The sequence below is a fragment of the Rhodococcoides fascians A44A genome (genome assembly GCF_000760735.1).
GTDB lineage: Bacteria > Actinomycetota > Actinomycetes > Mycobacteriales > Mycobacteriaceae > Rhodococcoides > Rhodococcoides fascians_E.
The window spans coordinates 44124-65297 of sequence record NZ_JMEX01000005.1; the positions used below are offsets into that span (position 1 = coordinate 44124).

At 63.4% G+C, this 21174-nt stretch carries 22 protein-coding genes; 12 read left to right on the plus strand and 10 right to left on the minus strand.

All coding sequences use genetic code 11. The features are described 5' to 3' along the window. Position 1: 1 nt before the first annotated feature. Both BH95_RS04150 and BH95_RS04155 read right to left on the minus strand, forming a co-directional pair. The gene (locus BH95_RS04150) at positions 2-1039 is read right to left on the minus strand and encodes a 3-oxoacyl-ACP synthase III family protein (RefSeq protein ID WP_019667778.1); all 1038 of its coding nucleotides are present in this window, start codon (positions 1037-1039) and stop codon (positions 2-4) included. After that, positions 1036-2265: a sedoheptulose 7-phosphate cyclase gene (locus BH95_RS04155; protein ID WP_019667777.1), complete on the minus strand. Its 1230-nt coding sequence runs from the start codon at positions 2263-2265 to the stop codon at positions 1036-1038. The genes BH95_RS04150 and BH95_RS04155 overlap by 4 nt, the downstream gene beginning before the upstream one ends. 156 nt (positions 2266-2421) lie before the next feature. Here BH95_RS04155 and BH95_RS04160 point away from each other — a divergent pair, with 156 nt between their 5' ends. The 8 genes from BH95_RS04160 to BH95_RS04190 all read left to right on the plus strand — a co-directional run bounded on the left by BH95_RS04160 (position 2422) and on the right by BH95_RS04190 (position 9122). Next, a complete protein-coding gene (locus tag BH95_RS04160) occupies positions 2422-3042 on the plus strand; it encodes a TetR/AcrR family transcriptional regulator (protein WP_033188761.1) in 621 nt (206 codons plus the stop codon). Between the two features lie 424 nt (positions 3043-3466). Beyond that, positions 3467-3790, plus strand: coding sequence for a YbjQ family protein (locus tag BH95_RS04165; RefSeq protein ID WP_026348243.1), 324 nt, complete (start codon positions 3467-3469; stop codon positions 3788-3790). Positions 3791-3873: 83 nt separating this feature from the next. Continuing rightward, positions 3874-4368 carry a pyridoxamine 5'-phosphate oxidase family protein gene (locus BH95_RS04170; RefSeq protein ID WP_019667772.1) on the plus strand — a complete coding sequence of 165 codons (495 nt, stop codon included), beginning with the start codon at positions 3874-3876 and terminating at the stop codon, positions 4366-4368. 74 nt (positions 4369-4442) lie between these two features. Then, positions 4443-5372, plus strand: coding sequence for an aldo/keto reductase (locus BH95_RS04175; RefSeq protein WP_037159529.1), 930 nt, complete (start codon positions 4443-4445; stop codon positions 5370-5372). A 199-nt stretch (positions 5373-5571) separates the two neighbouring features. Then, the gene (locus BH95_RS29765; RefSeq protein WP_020113261.1) at positions 5572-5694 is read left to right on the plus strand and encodes a hypothetical protein; all 123 of its coding nucleotides are present in this window, start codon (positions 5572-5574) and stop codon (positions 5692-5694) included. A gap of 144 nt (positions 5695-5838) precedes the next feature. Further along, complete coding sequence (locus BH95_RS04180; protein ID WP_020113262.1) at positions 5839-7830, plus strand: TerD family protein; 1992 nt, start codon at positions 5839-5841, stop codon at positions 7828-7830. A 234-nt stretch (positions 7831-8064) separates the two neighbouring features. Further along, a complete protein-coding gene (locus BH95_RS04185; RefSeq protein WP_019667769.1) occupies positions 8065-8586 on the plus strand; it encodes a DUF3995 domain-containing protein in 522 nt (173 codons plus the stop codon). A gap of 104 nt (positions 8587-8690) precedes the next feature. After that, a complete protein-coding gene (locus BH95_RS04190; protein ID WP_037181162.1) occupies positions 8691-9122 on the plus strand; it encodes a hypothetical protein in 432 nt (143 codons plus the stop codon). Between the two features lie 30 nt (positions 9123-9152). On the opposite strand, the gene BH95_RS04195 is transcribed toward BH95_RS04190, so the two are convergent. Further along, positions 9153-9965: an oxidoreductase gene (locus BH95_RS04195; protein ID WP_244164816.1), complete on the minus strand. Its 813-nt coding sequence runs from the start codon at positions 9963-9965 to the stop codon at positions 9153-9155. 106 nt (positions 9966-10071) lie between these two features. Here BH95_RS04195 and BH95_RS04200 point away from each other — a divergent pair, with 106 nt between their 5' ends. After that, entirely contained in the window at positions 10072-11250 is a 1179-nt protein-coding gene (locus BH95_RS04200) for an acyl-CoA dehydrogenase family protein (RefSeq protein ID WP_037181164.1), read from the plus strand. A gap of 42 nt (positions 11251-11292) precedes the next feature. On the opposite strand, the gene BH95_RS04205 is transcribed toward BH95_RS04200, so the two are convergent. Next, positions 11293-11670, minus strand: coding sequence for a VOC family protein (locus BH95_RS04205; RefSeq protein WP_037181166.1), 378 nt, complete (start codon positions 11668-11670; stop codon positions 11293-11295). Between the two features lie 49 nt (positions 11671-11719). Between BH95_RS04205 and BH95_RS04210 the strand changes: the two genes are divergently transcribed. Further along, positions 11720-12562 carry a helix-turn-helix transcriptional regulator gene (locus tag BH95_RS04210; RefSeq protein WP_230594056.1) on the plus strand — a complete coding sequence of 281 codons (843 nt, stop codon included), beginning with the start codon at positions 11720-11722 and terminating at the stop codon, positions 12560-12562. A gap of 77 nt (positions 12563-12639) precedes the next feature. Next, a complete protein-coding gene (locus tag BH95_RS04215; protein ID WP_037181169.1) occupies positions 12640-13389 on the plus strand; it encodes an SDR family oxidoreductase in 750 nt (249 codons plus the stop codon). Between the two features lie 73 nt (positions 13390-13462). Here the strand turns inward: BH95_RS04215 and BH95_RS04220 are convergent, their stop codons facing one another. From BH95_RS04220 to BH95_RS04245, 6 genes are read right to left on the minus strand one after another with little or no spacing between them, the layout of a single operon-like run. Further along, positions 13463-14281 carry an Fpg/Nei family DNA glycosylase gene (locus BH95_RS04220; protein ID WP_037181171.1) on the minus strand — a complete coding sequence of 273 codons (819 nt, stop codon included), beginning with the start codon at positions 14279-14281 and terminating at the stop codon, positions 13463-13465. A gap of 53 nt (positions 14282-14334) precedes the next feature. After that, positions 14335-15150, minus strand: a complete 816-nt coding sequence (locus BH95_RS04225; protein WP_037181174.1) for an HpcH/HpaI aldolase/citrate lyase family protein — start codon at positions 15148-15150, stop codon at positions 14335-14337. After that, entirely contained in the window at positions 15147-15647 is a 501-nt protein-coding gene (locus BH95_RS04230; protein ID WP_037181176.1) for a MaoC/PaaZ C-terminal domain-containing protein, read from the minus strand. Before BH95_RS04230 ends, BH95_RS04225 begins: the two co-directional genes overlap by 4 nt. After that, on the minus strand, positions 15644-16810 hold the full coding sequence (locus tag BH95_RS04235; protein WP_037181179.1) for an acyl-CoA dehydrogenase family protein: 1167 nt from the start codon (positions 16808-16810) through the stop codon (positions 15644-15646). The genes BH95_RS04230 and BH95_RS04235 overlap by 4 nt, the downstream gene beginning before the upstream one ends. Continuing rightward, a complete protein-coding gene (locus BH95_RS04240) occupies positions 16807-18804 on the minus strand; it encodes an acetyl/propionyl/methylcrotonyl-CoA carboxylase subunit alpha (RefSeq protein ID WP_037181181.1) in 1998 nt (665 codons plus the stop codon). The genes BH95_RS04235 and BH95_RS04240 overlap by 4 nt, the downstream gene beginning before the upstream one ends. 5 nt (positions 18805-18809) lie before the next feature. Next, positions 18810-20387 carry a carboxyl transferase domain-containing protein gene (locus tag BH95_RS04245; protein ID WP_037181183.1) on the minus strand — a complete coding sequence of 526 codons (1578 nt, stop codon included), beginning with the start codon at positions 20385-20387 and terminating at the stop codon, positions 18810-18812. A 115-nt stretch (positions 20388-20502) separates the two neighbouring features. On the opposite strand from BH95_RS04245, the gene BH95_RS04250 reads away from it, so the two are divergent. Continuing rightward, positions 20503-21117, plus strand: a complete 615-nt coding sequence (locus tag BH95_RS04250) for an SACE_7040 family transcriptional regulator (protein ID WP_037181186.1) — start codon at positions 20503-20505, stop codon at positions 21115-21117. The last annotated feature ends 57 nt before the right edge of the window (positions 21118-21174 follow it).

The window sequence follows — 21174 nt, forward strand, 5'->3', positions numbered from 1 at the left end:
TCTATCCCTTCGTTGAGTTGTCGTGGCCGGTGTATTCGACGACTGCACATCCCCAGGTGAATCCGACGCCGATGCCGGTGAGCATGATTCGGTCACCCGGGTCCAGCGTCTCGGTACGGCGGAGCAGATCGAGACCGAGCAAAGGATCGGCGGCACCGGTGTGGCCGATCTCGCGGCCGAGTTCGACAAGTGTCTGATCAGGGCGGATCTTCAGCGGCTCGAAGCATTGCTTGCGGAGCAGCACATTGCCGAAGTTCGGGACGATCCACCGGGTGATCTCACCGTGGTGCGTGGCGGCATCACCCAATGCTGTTTCGGCGCAACGCGACAGGGCTGCCGAGTTGCGGGACCAGAATTCGTCGATGGAATGCGTTTCGGTGAATCCGGCTACCCGCTTCCGCAGGTCGAGCGGACCGTCGGTGTTGTAGACCTGCATGGCGAGACTGTCGTGGCCGCGGTGCATCTGCTCGAGGTGCGCGTCGCTCACCACGGAGGTGGACAGCAGGCGGAACGGGCCGGGATCCGGACCGATGACGGCGGCCCCCGCGCCGTCGCCATAGACCAGTCCGCTGTCGGAGGTCCACCGATCGAACAGGGGCTCACGCCACGCGTCGGATGCGGTGACCAGGCCCTTGCCGCGACCGTCGAACCAGCGTCCGATCATCTCCATCCCGACGATCGCGCCGGCGCAGGCGGTCCGGATCTCGATCGGCAAACAGTCCTCGATACCGAGTTCGTTCTGGATGTATGCGCCGCAGTTCCACGCCTCGAGCCCGTTGTGCAGGACTACGGCGTGGACGAGGAGGTCGACGTCCTCGGTGCTGATTCCGCTGTCTTCCAACGCAGCTCGGCCCGCGAGAACGGCCATGTCCGGAGCGGACTCGCCGAGGTCGGGGTTGGACACTGCCGCCGACGTCTGCCCGGTCTTCTGATGCTCGACCTCCTCGAAGCGGCCCGCGGCGACCATGTCGGCAGCCTGGACTCGCGCATCCGGAAGATACGAACCGAAGCCCTCGATGTAGAGGCTGTCCCACTTCATGACGCGACCCTCGTGACCGTCGGTTCTCCGAGTTCGGCGTTCTTTCGGCTCAGCAATTTCAGCGCGGAGGCGATTTCGCCGGGCGTGACGTCGTTCGCGAAGTGGTGACCGCCGATGCCGACGGGGAGCGGCAATCGCTGCCGACCGTCACGGTGACGGACGGTGTCGGCGAGTGCGGCGTCGAGCAGTCCTGTCTTGTCCAACACGTCGTTCCAGACCGGCAGCCCGAGCTGCTTCATGACCGTCAGTATCCGGTCGAGGTCGGCGCTGCCGAGGCTGCCGCGCAGGAAACCCAGTGCCGACGTCAGGGCCATGTCGATGCCGACGGCTTCACCGTGTAGCAACGCGGGCAGCGCTTCCATCTCCAGAGTGGGGGAGAACGTGTGCCCGTAGTCGACGCACCGTTCGAGGCAGGACTCCCACAGATTCGGTTGCAGTTCCTCCAACATCAGGTGGATGGACTCCGCGATGACCTGCGTTGCGGCAGTGTCGAGTTCGCCTGACGTCCCCTGAAAGTTGTCGGCGATCAGACGCGGACCGTACGTTTCGAGCAACTCGAACAGGTCGACCGACTTGATCAGCGCCATCTTCAGAATCTCCGCGAGACCGTTGGACAGGTGCCGGTCGTCGAGGGTGCGGAGAAACGCGCGGTCGACGTAGGTGGCGATCGCCGGCGCATACGTTCCGAGACGGTTCTTGCCCATGGCGTAGTTGACGCCGGTCTTGACGCCGACACCGGCGTCGACCAGGCCGATGAGCGTGGTCGGGATGCGGATGTAGGGGGTTCCACGGCGGTACACGCTGGCGGCGAATCCGACGACGTCGAGCAGTACGCCACCACCGATGGCGATGACCGGCTCGCGGCGCCGGTCGATGCCGAAGCCGTTCATGGCGTCGACCACCCGGATTACCGAGCTCCACTCCTTGACTGTCTCGTCGGCTCGCATGGGCACGAAGTGTGCGTCGACGCCGTGGTGTTCGAAGTACCTGCGGATACGGTCGCCGTGGATGCGGTCGACATTGGCATCGATGATGATCAGACGACGGTCGCCGCGGGTCAAGGGTGCCGCGCTGCAACTGTCGAGTAGCTGCGTACTTTTCAGCGCGAACAGGTTTCGCGCGGCGATGACATGGTATTCGACTTGCTTGACGGCCTCGACCTTCCACGCGGAGTCGGCGTCCGCCGTGTGGCTGAGGCCGAGTTTGAATGAAGCGGCACTACGCATTTCGATCCCCCTGGACGATGAACTGCAAGCTCGGGCTGTGACGGTTCCTTGCTGTGCTTCGGCGAACCAAAGTTCGTAACCGAGGGTAAGGGATTCGCGTAGTGATCGCTACAGGAGTAGACTAGATCACAATTCGGAGCGAGACCAGGAGGTCCTATGGCAGGCGTACCGGGGCAGGGGCGGAAGTTCGACGTGGGCACCGCGCTGGAACAGGCGATGTTTGCCTTCTGGGAGCATGGCTACGAGGGCACATCCGTCTCCAAGCTGACCTCCGCGATGCACATCAACCCGCCGAGCCTCTACGGCGCATTCGGTGGCAAGGAAGGCGTTTTCTTCGCGGCCGTGGAGCATTACCTCGCCACACGCGGTGACTTCATGGACCGCGCCTTCTCGGAGGAACCTCATGCGGCCAAGCTGATCTCCCGGCTGTTGTATGACGCCGCGTCGCACTACACCGACGAGTCGTGTCCGGGTGGGTGTCTCATCATCAGCTCTGCCGTCAGCGTCACCGACGCCAACCAGGGTGTCGCAGATCGATTGCGCGACATGCGCAATGCCAACGTGGCGCTTCTGTCGGAGCGCATCACCGCCGACATTGCCGACGGCGTCCTCCCGACATCCTGGGATCCGGTCGAGATCGCCGAATACATCGGCGTGATCATCCAGGGCATGTCGCAACGAGCCCGCGACGGCGCCACGCGTGCGCAGCTCGAGCGGGTGGCCGACCGAACCGTGGCGTCCTTGGGTGCAGCGGCTGCGACGCCCCTGCGCACATGATCACTGCCCGCCCTGTCGAAGACTCATGACCTAGGTCAGTTGAATTCGGATCGAGTCCGAGCGCATCACGATTCACGTTCCGTTCGGCTCACCGACCGTTTCGGAGTCACCTGGATCATCGACGTCATTGCACCCTGGGGCTGAACTCCGCAGGCTGCGTGAGAATGGGTTGGCGTGGTTCAGGTGTTCCTCACCCCCGGCGTGAGTTCGAGACTCTGCGGCGCCGTTCGCGGAACGCGCATCGGGTTGCGCGTTTCGAAAAACGGGGAGGCTCCCTGAAATGCGCCCTCGATTCGACATTCGAGTACGGCTCGGAACCTACTTCGGAGTGGTTGTCGGTGCTTCGGAGGCCGCGGCTGGCACCGCCAGTGCATCTTGTCGAATACGTTGTCGCGGTCGTGAATCACCGCCTATCGTGCAGTGCATGATCATCGTGACTACGAACGAGATTCCTGGCCATCGCATCACGGCGGTACACGGTGAGGTGTTCGGTTTGACCGTGCGCTCGCGCCACATCGGATCGAATATCGGTGCCTCCTTCAAAGCGCTCGCGGGCGGAGAGCTGAAGGGCATCACCACGCTATTGCAGGAAACTCGCACCGAAGCGCTGTCCCGATTGTCGGCGGAAGCCACGGCGAAGGGTGGCAATGCCGTGGTCGCGTTTCGATTCGAAACCAACGATTACGGCGACACCGGAGGAGTCGAGGTGTGCGCCTACGGCACCGCGGTCACCACCGAACCCAGTTGAGGGTTTCATCCGGACGGGCGCGATAACGGTCGGGTCCAAGTCTGTTGTCGTTTGCGGGGGCTCACTGTGGGTACAACCCTGAAATGACAATCGACGACGACCGTACGGCCGGTATCTCCAAAGTGACCGAGCTCCTGAAGGATTCGAAGCTGTGCATGTTCACCACACACGGCCGTGACGGACACCTGCTGTCCCGTCCAATGGCACTGCAGGAGCACGACTTCGACGGTTCGCTGTGGTTCTTCGCGCGCAACGATTCGCGCAAGGTCGGCGACGTTCGCGCGGACAGTTCGGTGAATGTGTCGTTCCAGTCGGGGACAGCCTGGGTTTCCGTGTCCGGACGAGCAGAGATCGTTCTCGACGAGGCGAAGAAGAAGGAACTATGGAATCAGGCGGCGGCAGCATGGTTCGACGACGGCCCTGAGTCTCCCGAGGTCGTTTTGATCTCTGTCGAAGCGGAGGGCGCGGAATACTGGTCAGCGCCGGGGTCCAAGGTATCGACCCTGCTCGCGTACGCCAAGTCCAGGATCACGGGCGACAAGCCGGATGTCGGCACGAACGACACCGTCGAAATGTAGAAACTGGCGCGCTGGAGGAGGGTAGGGTGGCGGCCTCTGGACGGTGCAGGCACGAATGGTGATCGAGGGTGTGCGTGAAGTATTACGAGATGTCCGCTGGCGGCCCGCGCGCGTCGAGCATCGTTCTCGGCCTGATGCGCATCGAAGCACTCGACAATGCGAGTATCGCGAAGCTCGTCGGGACCGCTCGCGATGCGGGTGTTTCGGTGTTCGACCACGCTGATATCTACGGCACAAGTCGACACGGATGCGAGCGTCGATTCGGAGACGCAGTGACATTCCTGCCCTCCGAACGCGAGCAGGTCGTCATTCAGAGCAAGGTAGGGATCCGGGACGGGTTCTACGACTTCTCCAAGGCGCACATCCTCGACACCGTCGAGAAATCGCTCTCCGCGCTCCGTATGGATCATCTCGACGTGCTGCTGTTGCACAGGCCGGACAGTCTGGTCGAGCCCAGCGAGGTCGCCGCTGCATTCGACGCTCTGCACTCGGCCGGAAAGGTGCGCAGTTTCGGCGTCTCCAACCACACACCCGGTCAAATTCAGTTGCTTGCCACCGAGGTGACGCAGCCGCTGATCATCGATCAGGTGCAACTGAGCCTCACCCATGCGCCGTTGATCGCTGCGGGTTTGGCGTCGAACATCGGTGGTCTCGACCAATCGATCGACCTGAGCAACGGCCTTCTGGATTACGCGCGCATCAACGACATAGCCTTGCAAGCTTGGTCGCCCTTCCAAAGCGGCTACACAGGAAAGGTTTTCATCGGTGATCGCGACAACTACCCAGAACTGAACGACGCTCTCGACGACCTCGCCCGCGATCACGGTGTGACTCCCACTTCCATTGCGACGGCATGGCTCACGCGTCACCCGGCGAAGATCCAAGTTGTCCTGGGGACGACCACGCCGAGTCGAGTAGCTGAAGCCGTGGCCGGGAGCGATATCAGTCTGAGCCGGGAAGAGTGGTATCGACTCTTCCGTGCTGCCGGATACCGCCTGCCTTGACGGTCAGCGCCTGTTTGCTCGGATTCCTTTCAATCATCCTCGGATAACTGTGAGGTCGGGCAGTCCCAAAGGTGCAGTGGTCGAGAGGCAATGCGTCGATTCACTACTTCTGCACACGTCGTCGCATCTGGGCGATAGGTAATCTGTGGGAATGGCGGCTTACGAGGTTGGAGACGGGGTAACAACGACGGGTGGGCCCATGAGCGGTGTCTACGGCACTGTTGTCTGGTTCTACGAGGAGAAGAACCAGATCCTGGTTCGTTTCGGTGCTACTCAACAGATGTACTTCGCGCCCGACGAATTGAAGCGTTGGGGCGGGTAGCGCCGGCGAGGCTGGAATCGTCGATCTTCGGAGCAGTCCTGGAGTCATTCGGTCGAATGAATGTCTTTGGAGAGCGCCCGACCGTCCGGCGGACTGCATATTCTGAGACTTCGGAGTCTGTTTGTGCGACAGGAGCGATTGCGCGTGAGTTCACCTTTTCTGACCAAGGGCGAGAACGTCGCGTTACCGGCAGAGGTAACCGAACTGGATGTCATCGTGTCGTGGGTGGATCCGGACCGAGATCTCGATGCATCGGCTCTCCTCGTCGACGACAGCAACCGGGTTCGATCGGACTCCGACTTCGTGTTCTACAACCAGCCCGAGTCTGCCGATGCCGCAGTTCGATACTTGGGACGTAGCAGTACCGACGAGGGCAAGCAGGAGCGGATATCGATCCATCTCCACTCGCTTCCGGCGGACGTGCTCAAGGTTGTGATCGCGGGAAGTTCGGAGGGGCGCCCACTGAGCGACTTCGGAAAGCTGGCGCTGCAGGTCAGAGATAGATCCGGTTCGATTCTGGGTGAGTTCGTCACAGCCGATGCGACATCGGAGCATGCCCTCGTGTTCGGTGAGGTGTACCGCCGGGACGGCGTGTGGAAGCTTCGGGCGGTGGGCCAGGGGTGGGAGTCCGGACTTGCCGGTTTGGCGCAGGATTTCGGTGTCGACGTCGACGACGCTGATCGAACCGAACAGGTCGACGACGTCGTCGTGGTCGAAGTCGCAGATTCGCATGCGCAGGCCAGGACGGAAACGGGCGAGGTCGTCGAAGTCTCGATAGTCGACGTAGATCCGCCCAAACGAGGCGTTCGAACGAAGAAGCCAGTGGCGAAGAAGGCGTCGCCGCCTCAATTCACTCTGGCGGGAGGGGAGGGGTGGCACACCGCCCGTTTGTTCTCCATCTCGGGTGTCGGCTCGGGTGAAGAGCAGGAGAAGCGGGCGACCTCCGCACTCATCGCAACGATGCAGGCGGTGCGTCCGTTCGCTCGCGCCATCTGTTCGCGCGCTGGGGCGCCGGCCGGTCCGTTCGAGGGGTACCTCGAGGTTCCCTTCGTCAAAGGTGATGGCAAGGTCATCCCCGACGGCGTCTTTCGGGTGTCCCGCGCCGGACACGTATGGACGGCACTGCTCGAGGTGAAGACCGGCACCGGCAAGTTGACGAAGGAGCAACTCGAGAACTATCTCGACGTTGCCAAACGGCACAAGTACGAGGTCGTGCTCAGCGTGTCCAACGACATTCCGGCGTCGGTGGGCGAACTTCCGGTTCAGGTGAACAAGTTCAAGCTGAACAATGTTGCCTTGCGGCACATGTCCTGGTCCGAAGTTATTCACGAAGCTCGAATGTTGCTGTCACACGGCGATCTCACGGACTCACTGCAAGTTTGGATCCTGAGCGAGTTCGTTCGATATCTGACTCATCCCAAGTCCGGCGCGACGGAGTTCGTGGACATGGGGCGTCACTGGGTCGCGGTGCGCGATTCGGTGTCGGCAGGCACGCTTCGTCCGAGCGACGCGAAGGCACTGTCGGTCGCCAACACATGGGCGTCGTTGTCACGGCATCTGGCGTTGCGTATGACAGCGGATCTGGGAGCAACGGTGAAGCATCACCTGCCCAGGAAACTCGGCAGCGACCCGCAGGCTCGGAACGAGTTCATCGTCAACCAACTCGCCGCTACCGGTTGTCTTGTTGCCACGCTCCGCATACCCGATGCAGCGGGTGACGTGACCGTCGAAGCGGATCTGCGTACCAACAAGATTCAGTGCAGTACGAGTATCGACGCCCCGGCCGACGGAACGTCTCTCCGACGCGCGTCGTGGTTGTTGAAACAATTGAAGGATGCGCCGGCGGACGTGCTCGTCGAGGCAGTGTTCGCCGATGTCAGCGAGGTATCGTGCGAAAACCTGGCGACCGTCCGCGCTGACACGAAATCACTGACTTCCGGGCGGGTCAGTGAACTGCGACGGTTCACCCTCACGTCACCCTCGAAGATGGGCAGCAAGCGGTCGGGAACTGCTGCGAGCTTCATCGGCAGTGTCACCGATGGGATAGATGCGTTCTACCGTGATGTGGTGCAACCGCTGAAGCCTTGGGTGCCGTCGGCGCCGGAATCGACCACGAGCACGGTCGATTCGGAGTGAGGATGCCAACCTCCGTGCTTCATAGCGGCGCATGGAGTGGAGCGAGATGCAGTTCCCATCGCGCACTGGTAGCCCCAGCGTGATGCTCGAGCCCCACGACAACAGTCACCGTTCAAGCGAATTCGCTCCCGTAGTGCGGCGCCGGAAACTGGGTGTCGGTATCCGGGTGCGGTCAGGGCAGCACTCCGGGTAATCCTGGATGTGCCGCCCTCGGGTAATTCGTACCGTTGTTCCATGCGAACACGGGGCACCGAGCGAACGAAGGCTTCGACTGCAGCGTTCGCGGTTGCCGCCGGGGCCGGGGTGGTTCACGCGGTGGCAAGCATGTACTGGGCGCTCGGCGGGCGGTGGCAGCTCGAATCGGTCGGGGAGTGGGCCGTCCAGCTTTCGGTTGAACACCCGCTGACGACCGGGCTGGCGCTGGGGACGATCGCTGTCGTCAAGCTGGTTGCGGCGGTCGTGCCGTGGGTCGACGAGCGTCATCAGGGGCGCTTCCACCGCCCGTTGCGGGTGGTCGGTTGGGCGGGCGGATTCGTTCTGGTCGGGTGGGGCGGCATGTCGACCATCGCGGCAGGCGCGGTGCTGGCTGGACTGTTCACACCGAGCGGTGGATACAACGAGACGACAATGATCGGACACGCGATCGTGTGGGATCCGCTGTTCGCGCTGTGGGGAATCGCGTTGTTGACAGCGTTGGGTTTGACGCGCACCGCAGAATCATCGACTGCGGGCCTCGGCCGAGTGCGTCACCGCTGAAGCCGATCTGCGGACAAACCAATACCTGCAGCGACGGAATCCGAATACCCATCGAGAGGCATTCGACGTCGATGTCGGGGCCTGCTGACTGGAGGAGTGAGTTCATGCGGGGCGACAGGAACCATCTCAGGCTCGTCGACGATGCACCCGAGGTGTCCGCGTCGGTCCCACGAAGCGGTGCGGCCAACGTGATCGTAGTCCGAGCCGACAACGTTCGCCCAGGTCAGGTCTGCGAGGTGTTGCACGCGGGGGTGTTCGCACTGAGTCACCGCGTGGTGGTTCCCGAGGGTCACACGGGCGTCACGATGTCGACCTTCGCGCTGGTGGAGGGCAACTACGAGGTTTCGTTGCGGATCGACGGCGTCGTATACCCGTGCGCCGGTCCAGAGTCGGTTCGTGTGGGCGAACGACGCACCGAGCCGACGACCGCGCCCTCCACGCCGAAGCCGTCGTACCCGAACATCCGTACCGCTGCTGTCGGTCCGCGCAGCCTGACCCGACCGCGGTCGGCACAGGTCACTGCGCACTCGCGCTGAGCACCCGTCGACTCGTCGTGGGTGCGGCGGTCACGTCGTCTTCACGGTGCCCCCATCCACGATCACGTCGTGTCCCGTCATCGATGCAGCCGCGTCGGACACGACGAATCCGATGACGTCGGCTATCTCGGAGGCCGGCGCCAATCGGCCGGCCGGAATCCCACCGAGCGAGTCCATGAGAACAGTCATGCCCTCTTGCTCGTTCACATCGCGAGCCGCGGCTATCCGCCTGGCCAGATCGAGTGCGCCGTCGCTCTGAATCCCGCCGGGTGAGACCGTGTTGACGCGTATTCCACGAGGAGCGAGCTCGTTCGCGAGCCCCTTGCTGTACGTGCGCAACGCGGCTTTGGCAGCGGCATAACCCAGTGTCCCGTCGTACAACGGCATCCTGCCTTGTATCGACCCGACATGCACGATCGCACCCGCGCCGTTCGCGAACAGAAGTGGCACCAACGCTCTGTCGATGCGGACCGCTGCCAGCAGGTTGAGCGCGAGTTCGTCGTTCCAGTGAGCATCGGTCATCGTCGCGTGACCACCGCCCGGCGAGGAGGACCCGCCGGCAACGTGCACCACGATGTCGACTCCGCCCGCTTGCTTCGTTGCGCGAGCAATCTCGGCCGCCGATGTCGGATCTGTGACGTCGACCTGGATCGTGCCTGCCGCTCTGGTTTCGGGTGCAGCTGTACGGCCAACCGACAGCACAAGTGCCCCGGCGTCTGCGAGGCGATCGACGACCGCCGATCCAAGGCCTCTGGTCCCGCCGACCACAACGGCCCTTCGACCCTTCAGCGACAGGGTGGTCGGGTAGAAGGTATGTGTTTCCGGCGGCGTTGGTTCGTTCATGCTCCTACCATCCAGTCTCCCTGCACGGGAGAGTCAAGCTGTCAGTGCGAGCGAACCAGTCGCTTGGTGATTGCTGCAAAGTGGTGTCCGGGTCGATAGTGGGTGCATGGACACCCTGAACCCGGATGTACCCGACGATGTCTTTTCCGATGTGCTGACGCAGATCTCGAAATTCGTGCGGTCACGCGTCGTACCGCGCGAAGTGGAGATCATGAACGCTGATGCCGTACCGGATGATGTGCGGGCGCAGTGCGCGGAGATGGGCCTGTTCGGGTTCGCGATACCGCAGGAATGGGGCGGACTGGGTCTCAACCTGATTCAGGATGTCGAAGTCGCGATGGAGCTCGGTTACACGTCGCTGGCCCTGCGGTCGATGTTCGGTACCAACAACGGGATTGCCGGGCAGGTTCTCGTCGGTTTCGGCACCGAGGAGCAGAAGGCGAAGTGGCTGCCGGGTATGGCAGCAGGCGACATCGTCGCCTCGTTTGCTCTGACCGAGGACGGTGCCGGTTCCAATCCTGCTGGGCTCGCGACCACGGCCAGAGACGACGGTTCGGGCTGGGTGATCAACGGCAACAAGCGGTACATCACCAACGCGCCGATCGCCGATATGTTCGTCGTCTTCGCCAAGTTGGATCCGAAACCGGGGAGCGGTAACGGTATCGCAGTGTTCCTCGTCCCTGCCGACACTCCTGGAATCACCGTCGGGGCCAAGGACGCCAAGATGGGCCAGCAGGGATCGGGAACCGCGGACGTGACGTTCACCGACGTGAGGGCCCCGGCCGATTCGCTTGTCGGCGGAAACGGCGACATCGGGTACAAAGCGGCGATGACGTCGTTGGCGCGCGGGCGAGTGCACATCGCCGCACTCGCCGTCGGTCAGGCACAACGTGCGCTCGACGAGTCGGTGTCTCACGCTGCGGTGTCGAGGCAAGGCGGTGAGCCGATCGGAAACTTTCAACTCGTGCAGGCGATGATCGCCGACCAGCAGGCAGGGGTCATGGCCGGCCGCGCCATGGTCAGGGAAGCAGCGAGGGCTTGGGTCGAGAAAACAGACCGACGCATCGCCCCCTCTGCCGTGAAACTCTTCTGTACCGAAATGGTCGGCAAGGTAGCCGATCTCGCGGTCCAGATCCACGGCGGTGCAGGCTACATGCGCGAGATACCGGTCGAACGGATCTACCGCGACGTGCGGTTGCTACGTCTCTACGAGGGTACGAGCGAGATACAGCGTTTGATCGTCGGCGGCGGGCTGATCCGAGCGGAACAGGAGCGGAATAAGTAGCTCGCAGGACGGACCGGACCCTGGGATGTCGTTCTTCTCGCACTATCCCCAGTTCTCGGCTTTGGTCAGGCAGAAGGGGTGACCGGACGGATCGAGCAGGACCCGCCAGGTTTCGCCGGGCTGGTCGTCGGGGAGGGTGGCGCCCAGGTCGACGGCCGCGCGTGCTGCGTCGTCGAGATCGGCCACGGCTAGATCGAAGTGAAACTGCTTGCTGCCGTGTTCGTTGGGCCACGTGGGCGGGGCATAGTCCTCGACTCGTCCGAACCCCAACGCGCTGCTGGGGCCCGCCAACATCGCGTAGTCCTTCTCGGAGTGGACGACGTCCCATCCGAGCAGAGACGACCAGAAGGTCGCGTTGGCCTCGGGGTCAGCGCAGTCCAGTGTGACCATCTTCAGTGTTGCCACGGGCGTGGTGTTCATGTCTCTCTCCTGACGAACGGTGTCGTCACAGCCTCCTAGACTGCTCCACGTGGCGGATAGGAAAAATGCGACAGCAACCACTGCGGGTGTTCTACGACCCGCTGAACTCGCACGCCACGTCGAGCTCACTCGGCTTCCCTGCTCGGCTCCGTTGTCTCCGTGGATCGAGAACTACTGGCTTTTGCGCTGGGATCTGCCGTCCGGATCGACGTACGCCAGCTCGACGCTTCCGCACCCAGCATGCACCTTGAGCGTCGAACGCGGGCACCTTCGAGAAGGGGTGACCGATCCGGTGGTCGTGACGGGCGTACTCACTCGACGGTTCGACGTCCGACTGGCGCACTCCGGATGGGTGTTCGGGGCCAAGTTTCGTCCGGGAGGATTCGCGTCGTTCACCGGCACTCACGCCCGCACGTTGCGCGACGTGTTCGTCGCACCTCCCGTCGCGTTCTCGACGGAGACCGTCGGGTCGCTGGCAACTCTGGGTTCGCATCTCACGCCGGACGAGTGTCGATTGCACATGGACGCCGCACTCCGCCCGTACGTGCGGGGCGTCGAGCCGGACTACTCCACAGTTCTGGACATCATCGAGGTGATGCTGCACGACCGCTCCCTCGTCCGAGTCCAGCAGGTCGAGGACCGGTGCGGGATCGCGACGAGGCGGCTGCAGCGACTTTTCGAGAAGCTCGTCGGCGCCACACCCAAGTGGGTACTGGCGCGCTATCGCATCCACGACGCGGTGACGGACCTGGACAACGGCTACTCCGGATCGCTTGCTGACCTCGCGGCTCGCTACGGCTGGTTCGACCAAGCTCACTTCACGCGGGAGTTCACCGAACTCGTCGGCGTTCCGCCGGGAACCTATGCACAAGCACGACCGACTGAAACCTGACTGTCGGCGGTGAGGCGTCGAGCGCGTCGGGTGCGCAGATCCGAACCCTCGTTCTGGCGGCGTGATGGAATGGAGTGATGGTGATCGAAATCGAACGTGTGATCGTCGTGACCGGAGCGGGATCCGGGCTGGGGCGCGCCATGGCGACCGGCCTGCTGAACGTCGGCCATCGTGTGGTGTTGGTGGGCAGGACCCGGTCGAGTCTCGACGAGGTTGCCGAAGGACACGATCGAGCAGACGTCCGTGAATGTGATGTGTCCGTGCCCGATTCGGTCAAACGACTGTTCGAAGGAGTGGTCGCGGACTTCGGGAGACTCGACGTGCTCGTCAACAACGCGGGCACGTTCGGGCCGTCGGGAAGCATCGACGAGGTCGATCCCGCCGACTGGTCGCAGACCGTTGCCACGAATCTCACCGGGGTGTTCCTCTGCGCGCGCGAGGCGGTGCGCATCATGAAGGCCCAGGACCCACGAGGCGGCCGGATCATCAACAACGGTTCGATCTCCGCGCACACGCCGCGTCCCGGGAGTGTCGCCTACACCGCAACCAAGCACGGAGTGTCCGGGCTGACCAAGTCCATCGCCCTCGACGGCCGCGATTTCGACATCTGTTGCAGCCAGATCGACATCGGCAACGCCGCGACCGACATGACCGCGGGCATCGCACACGCCGCTCGGCAGGCAGACGGGTCCAGCCGCCCGGAACCTACGTTCGATCCGGTGCACGTCGCGAACACTGTCGTGCAGCTGGTGGACCTGCCGCTCGACGTGAACGTCCCGACCATGACGATCATGGCGAACCGGATGCCGTACATGGGACGGGGCTGACTCGTCCGAGTCGACTCAGCCCGGGTCGACTCTGCCCGAATTTACTCTGCCCGAATAGACTCTGGGAACGACATCACTCCTGTTCGCGGGAACACCACCACGTCGTACGGCCGCCGACGGTTCCGCGAGACATCGGTGCGCCGCAGCGAGGACACGTCGCATCCTTCTTGCGGAACGGGATTATCTCACCGGTGTGTACTCCGCCTTTCTTTATGGCGGACCTGATCGCACGCCGCAGAATCACTCGGAGTTCGTCGAGCTCGTCGACCGTCAGAGTCTTCGCACGGCGTGACGGTGACAGTTCGCTCTGCCACAGGACCTCGTCGGCGAGAAGATTGCCGATACCCGATACCGCAGCCTGATCCAGTAAGCGGGCTTTGAGCGGTGCTGCGCTCATCCCGATGCGGTGCCGAAAGTCGTCGCGGGTTATCTCGGCGGCATCCGGGCCGAGCGCGTCGATATCGGGTTCGAGCCGTACACGGCCGAGCCGCCGCTTGTCGAACAGACGGAGCTGTCCGCCGTCGTCGAACGTGATCGCGAACCGAGTCCACTCGGGTTTGTCCGTGTCCCGTTCGCCGACATGCGGATCGCCGCCGCCGTACCGGGACGTCTGCTCGCCGTCCGGTGCGGTGACGATGATGCGTCCACCCATACCGAGGTGAATTCCGAGAGTCGGGCCGTCGGAGCCGTCGGCGAGCCTGGTCTCGCACCACATCGCTTTGCCGCGGCGGCGCGCTTCGACCAGCATGCCGCCGGTGAGTGCCCGGGCAATGTCGCCCGGACGATGGGGTCTGCATTCGAAGGTGTCGGCGTCGTCGATCTCGACGATGACGCGATCGAGCGCCTTCTCGACGACTTGTCTGGCGTTCTCGACTTCGGGGAGTTCGGGCACCGATGGTCCTTACCCCGTCGGGCGATCGTCTATGCCTGCACCGGTGCGCCGAGCTACGGGGACGTGGTCCGACGCGCCAGGATTCGTCGAGCATGGGTGAGCACCGGCGCGTCGACCATCTTGCCGTCCAGGCTGAACACGCCGCGGTTCGACTGCACGGCGTCCAGAACGCGCTCGGCCCAATCGATCTCGTCGTCCGTCGGCGCGAAGGCGCGGCGGATCACCGGGATGTGACTGGGATGGATCGCGACCTTGCCGTCGAAGCCTACGGCCACGGCGTCGTCGGCCTCCTCGCGTACACCGCCGAGATCGGGAATGTCGAGATAGACCGAGTCGAGGGCGAACAAACCCCGCGCTTTCGCGGCGAGCAGAACCTGAGACCGGACATGGTGCGCGACAGTTCGATACGAGCCGTCCGGCAATCGGCTGGAGCTACCGCCCAAGGCGGCGATGAGATCCTCGGCGCCCCACATCGCGCCGACAGCGTTGTCGGCGCCCAGAGCACGGTGGCACTCGACGGCCCCGGCCGGTGACTCGAACAACGCGATCACATCGCGGGGCGCCAGGGCAGACACGTCCTGGGGGCTCTCGCACTTGGGAAGCATGACGACGGTGTAGTCGGTTCTGTCCAGTGCGGTGAGATCCGCCGAACAGTCGTCGGTGCCGTGCGCGTTGACTCTGACGATGGTTCTGGTCGGGTCGAGTGGGGTGGCAACCAGTGCTTCGCGCGCAGCAGCCTTGTCCGCCGGTGCAACGCCGTCCTCGAGGTCCAGGATGACGACGTCTGCGCGCGCGGCCGCTTTCTCGAACCGTTCCGGTCGATCCGCCGGGCAGAACAACCAGGCCGGACCGGGCGGCACCCAGTTCATGAGCGATCCTCCGACAGTGGGTCCGTGGCCGGATTCATCCGAACCAGTGTCTTGCGGACAGCGACCACGACAACGTCGCCGTGCTGGTTACGCCCGGTGTGCGTGAACGTGACGACGCCTTCGCCGGGCCGGCTCTTGGACTCACGCTTGTCCGAGATCGAAGTCTCGGCGTACAGCGTGTCGCCGTGGAACAGCGGTTTGGGGAACGTCACCTCGGAGAATCCGAGATTCGCCACGATGGTGCCCTGAGTCAGCTGTGCGACGGACAGGCCAACGACGGTGGACACCGTGAACATCGAATTGACCAACCGCTCACCGAACGATGTGCTCTCGCTGTACGCGGCGTCGAGATGCAGTGCCTGAGTGTTCATCGTCTGGGTCGTGAACAGCGTGTTGTCCGCCTCGGTGACGGTTCGGCCGGGCCGATGCTCGTAGGTGACGCCGACCTCCATTTCCTCGAACCACAGGCCTCGCTGCCGAATAGTCCTCCCGCTCACAGTCCCAACCCCCGCGCAATCAACATCAATTGGACCTCGGTCGTTCCTTCGCCGATCTCGAGGATCTTGCTGTCCCGATAATGCCGAGCCACCACGTACTCGTTCATGAATCCGTATCCACCGTGGATCTGCGTCGCGTCTCGGGCATTGTCCATCGCAGCCTCGGAGGCGACGAGCTTGGCGATCGACGCTGCTTTCTTGAACGGTTTACCTGCCAGCATCAGCGCGGCGGCGTCGTAGTACGCGGTACGGGCGGTGTGTGCACGCGCTTCCATACGCGCGATCTTGAACGAAATCGCCTGATTGCGTCCGATCGGTGAGCCGAACGCCTCGCGCTCCTTCGCATACTTGATGCTCTCGTCGACACATCCTTGCGCCGCACCGACGGACACGGCAGCGATGGCGATACGGCCTTCATCGAGGATCTGCAGGAAGTTGGCGTACCCGCGCCCCTCGTCCCCGAGCAGGTTCTCCTCGGGTACACGGACGTCGGTGAAGCTCAACGGATGTGTGTCCGACGCGTTCCACCCGACCTTGTTGTAGGCGGGTTCGGCGACGAATCCCGGAGTGTCGGTCGGCACGAGGATCGACGAGATGCGTTTCTTGCCTGTCGCCTCCTCGACCCCGGTCACCGCGGTCACCGTCACCAACTCGGAGATCTCGGTTCCCGAATTGGTGATGAATTGCTTGCTGCCGTTGATGATCCAGTCACCGCCGTCGCGTTTCGCGGTGGTCTTGGTGCCGCCGGCATCACTGCCCGCTCCCGGCTCGGTGAGACCGAAGGCCGCCAGCGCCCTACCCGTGGTCAATTTCGGTAACCACTGTTGTTTCTGCGCGTCGTTGCCGAATCGGAACACGGGCATCGCTCCGAGGGACACCCCTGCTTCGAGTGTCATCGCGACGCTTTGATCCACCTTGCCGAGCTCCTCGAGGGCAAGGCAGAGCGCGAAGTAGTCGCCGCCCATCCCGCCGTACTCCTCGGGAAACGGGAGTCCGAACAAGCCCATGTCGCCCATCTTCGCCACGACGTCGTAGGGGAAGGAGTGCTCCTCGTCATGTTTCGCCGACACCGGCGCGACCACCGTTTTCGCGAAATCGGCTACCGAGTCCTTGAGTTGGCGATACTCGTCCGGGAGGGAGGACGATGACAGGTAGTCGGTCACGATTGCACCTCTGAATCTTCGTTGGGAATGATGCGGGCGAGAACTTGGTCCACCTGAACCTGGTCTCCGACCGACACTGCGAGTTCGACGGTTCCGTCGACAGGTGTGGTCAGGGCGTGCTCCATCTTCATCGCTTCGACGACGACGACGGCGGTTCCTGCACTCACGGCGTCGCCGGTAGCGACCTCGACAGCGATGACCGAACCGGGCATCGGGCTGACGATCTCGGCGTTACCCGAGTGGGCTTCCTCGGCGCGAACACTCGGCTCGGACACCGTCGACATCGACCAGGTTCCGCGTGAACTGGAAATCCACGTCGCATTCTCGGCGTGGGCGAATCGCGCAGTCTCACGGTGACCGTCGACGACGGTCACGATGGTGTCCGTTCGTACTTCTGCGTGCAGGGGCCTGGACGGCCCATCGCCGACGGCAACCGTCGCAGATCCAGGAACACCGCTGATCGAGACGTGCACTGCCGCTTCGCCCGTGGACAATCGCACAGTGAACGGCGCGTGCTCGCCCACCCGCCATCCGGTCGGGGACGACCAGATGTCGGCCCCGGTGCCGATCCACATCTCGAGCCAGGAGACGGCTGCAGCTGCGATCAGCGCCTGATCCGGCACCGACTCAGGAGTGAAATCTTCCAGTCGGCGGTCCAACAGACCTGTGTCGAGCGTGCCCGCTCGAACGTCGTCGTCGTCGAGCAGGAATCGGGCGAACTCGATGTTGGTGACGACGCCCAGTACGGCTGTCTCCGACAACGCGCGATCGAGTGTGCGCAGGGCGGTGGGTCGATCGGGCCCGTACGCAATCACTTTCGACAACATCGGGTCGTAGTTGCTTCCCACCTCGGTACCGACGGAAAGCGAGGAATCGACCCGAACCCCGTCACCGCCGGGTTCGCGGAGCCCGACGACGGTGCCACCGGTGGGTAGGAAGCCGCGGCCAGGATCCTCCGCGTACACGCGGGTCTCGATGGCGTGACCGGTGAGAACGATGTCGTTCTGCTGCAGACTCAGTACCTCACCTGCAGCGATACGAACTTGCCATTCGACGAGATCGAGTCCGGTCACCATCTCCGTGACCGGGTGCTCGACCTGCAAGCGGGTGTTCATCTCCATGAAGAAGAATTCGTCGGGGCTGTCTGCGGAGACGATGAATTCGACAGTTCCTGCGCCGGTGTAGTCGACGCTGCGGGCCGTGTTGCACGCCGCTTCGCCGATGCGGGCGCGGGTCTGCGCGTCGAGCAAGGGCGACGGCGCTTCCTCGATCACCTTCTGGTGCCGGCGTTGCAGGCTGCACTCGCGTTCACCGAGATGAATGACGTTGCCGTGCTGGTCCGCCAGGATTTGCACTTCGATGTGTCTGGGCCGGAGGACGAACCGTTCGAGGAAGAGCGTGTTGTCGCCGAACGACGACGCAGCCTCACGGCGGGCACTGGCCAGAGCGGCCGGCAGGTCCTCTGCTCGCTCCACCAGCCGCATTCCTTTTCCGCCGCCGCCTGCCGACGGTTTGACCAGTACCGGGAAGCCGACCTCGTCGGCGCCGGCAATCAAGTCGGCGTCGGTCAATCCGGGCCTCGAGATGCCCGGAACGACCGGGACCCCGAACTGGGTCACGGCGTCCTTCGCCGTGATCTTGTCGCCCATCGCGGCGATGGCCGTGGCCGATGGTCCGAGGAATGCGATGTCGGCCTCCGCGCACGCGGCCGCGAACTCTGCGTTCTCGGAGAGAAATCCGTACCCCGGGTGAATTGCCTGGGCGCCTGTGCGTTCGGCAGCCTCGATCACGTTGCGGATCGACAGATAGCTGTCCTTCGCTGCAGCCGGTCCGATGCGTACAGCGGTATCGGCCTCGGTGACGTGCCGAGCTCCTGCGTCCGCATCGCTGTAGACAGCAACGGAGGTGATCCCCATCGTGCGCAGGGTTCGAGCCACGCGGACTGCGATCTCACCGCGGTTGGCGATCAGAACGGTATCGATTCTTTCGACCATTTGTCTCACATCCTGAAAACGCCGTAGGAGACCGGTTCGAGCGGTGCGTTGGCGCACGCCGACAATGCCAGTCCAAGAACAGTTCTGGTATCGGCCGGGTCGATTATGCCGTCGTCCCACAGCCTGGCCGTCGAGTAGTACGGGTTGCCCTGTGTCTCGTACTGGGCGCGAATCGGCGCTTTGAACGACTCCTGATCTTCTTCCGACCAGGGCTTGCCCGCGGCATCGAGTTGGTCGCTGCGCACGGTCGCCAACACCGACGCGGCCTGCTCGCCGCCCATGACGGAAATGCGCGCGTTGGGCCACATGAACAGGAAGCGGGGGGAGTAGGCGCGCCCGCACATCGAGTAGTTGCCTGCGCCGTACGATCCGCCGATCACGACGGTCAACTTCGGAACGCGGGCACACGCGACGGCAGTCACCATCTTGGCACCGTGTTTGGCAATTCCGCCCGCCTCGTAGTCGCGCCCGACCATGAAGCCGGAGAGGTTCTGCAGGAACACGAGTGGGATGCTGCGCTTGTCGCAGAGCTCGATGAAGTGGGCGCCCTTCATCGCCGATTCGGAAAAGAGAACACCGTTGTTGGCGACGATACCGACGGGATGACCATGGATGTGCGCGAAGCCGGTGACGAGGGTCTTGCCGTACTCGGCCTTGAACTCGTCGAACTCACCTGCGTCGACGACTCGGGTGATCACTTCGCGCACGTCGTACGGAGTTCGTGGGTCCGTGGGGACCACGTCGTACAACTCGTGCTGGTCTGCGATCGGTTCACGGGGCGTCACGATGTCCCACGGGCGCGGGGTGCGAGGTCCGAGCGTCGAGACGATCTTGCGCACTCGGTCCAGTGCGTCGCGATCGTCCTCGGCCAGATGGTCGGTGACACCGGAGACCTTCGAATGCACGTCACCGCCGCCGAGCTCCTCGGCCGTGACGATCTCCCCGGTGGCCGCCTTCACCAAGGGCGGACCACCGAGAAAAATGGTTCCCTGATTCCTGACGATGACGGCCTCGTCGCTCATGGCCGGAACGTACGCGCCGCCGGCGGTGCACGACCCCATCACCGCAGCGATCTGCGCAATTCCCTTGGCGCTCATGGTGGCCTGATTGAAGAAGATGCGGCCGAAGTGGTCGCGGTCAGGAAACACCTCGTCCTGGCGGGGGAGAAACGCACCGCCGGAATCGACCAGATATATGCACGGCAGGGTGTTCTGCAGCGCGATCTCCTGGGCACGCAAGTGCTTCTTGACCGTCATCGGGTAGTACGTGCCGCCCTTGACCGTTGCGTCGTTGGCGATCACGACACATTCACGCCCCGACACCCTGCCGATTCCCGCAATGACCCCTGCGCCCGGGCACTCGTCGTCGTACAGGCCGTTGGCTGCGAGCGGAGCGATCTCGAGGAAGGGGCTTCCCGGGTCGAGCAGTTCGTTCACGCGATCGCGGGGGAGCAGCTTGCCTCGGGCAACGTGACGTTCTCTCGACTTCTCGCTACCGCCGAGCGCGGCGCCGGCGAGGCGTTCGGAGAGTTCGGCGGTGAGGAGCTGGTGTTCTGCCCTGCTGGCGTTGGGTTCATGTGCCATGTGGTGCGCGCCTTCGGTCCGATCCTGCGAAACGAATGATTCCAGTTAACTAGAAATAACTGAACTTATAGTAAACTATAATTAACCGAGTTGTCCAGGATGGGGAGGGGAATCGATGGCCGAACAGACCGTGGAAGGCGAGTCCAAGCCGGAAACGCTGCGCGAGCGCCGTAAGGCGGAACGGCGTGCGCAGCTACTGTCCGCGGCGGCCGAACTGTTCGCCGACCGCGGTTTCGCATCCGTGCGGCTCGAAGATCTGGGCGCTGCAGTGGGTGTCAGTGGGCCGGCCGTCTACCGGCACTTTCCCAACAAGGAGTCCGTTCTCGTGGAACTTCTCGTCGGCATTTCCGAGTACCTACTCGACGGTGGACGGCGAGTGGCAGAGCGCGAGCCTGCAGGTCGTACCGTGCTGGACGACCTGATCGAGTTCCACCTCGACTTCGCCTTCGAATCCCCGGCGCTCATTCGAATCCAGGACCGCGACCTGCAGAATTTGCCGGACGCCGCCCGGCGAAAGGTGCGCCGGATGCAACGTGAATACGTCGAGCTGTGGGTTGCCCAACTGAGGGCTCACGACACGAACCTCAGCGAAAGCGATGCTCGCACAAAAGCTCACGCGGTGTTCGGCTTGATCAACTCGACTCCCTACAGCGCCGGGCGCACTAGGTCCAAGAATGTCCGCCCGTTGCTGCGGGAGATGACCACCGGTGCGCTGGGGATCGATGCATGATGCTCGCCAGAATGCGGGCCGCTTCTCCGGTTCGGATGTGTCGGACCGTAGCGGCAT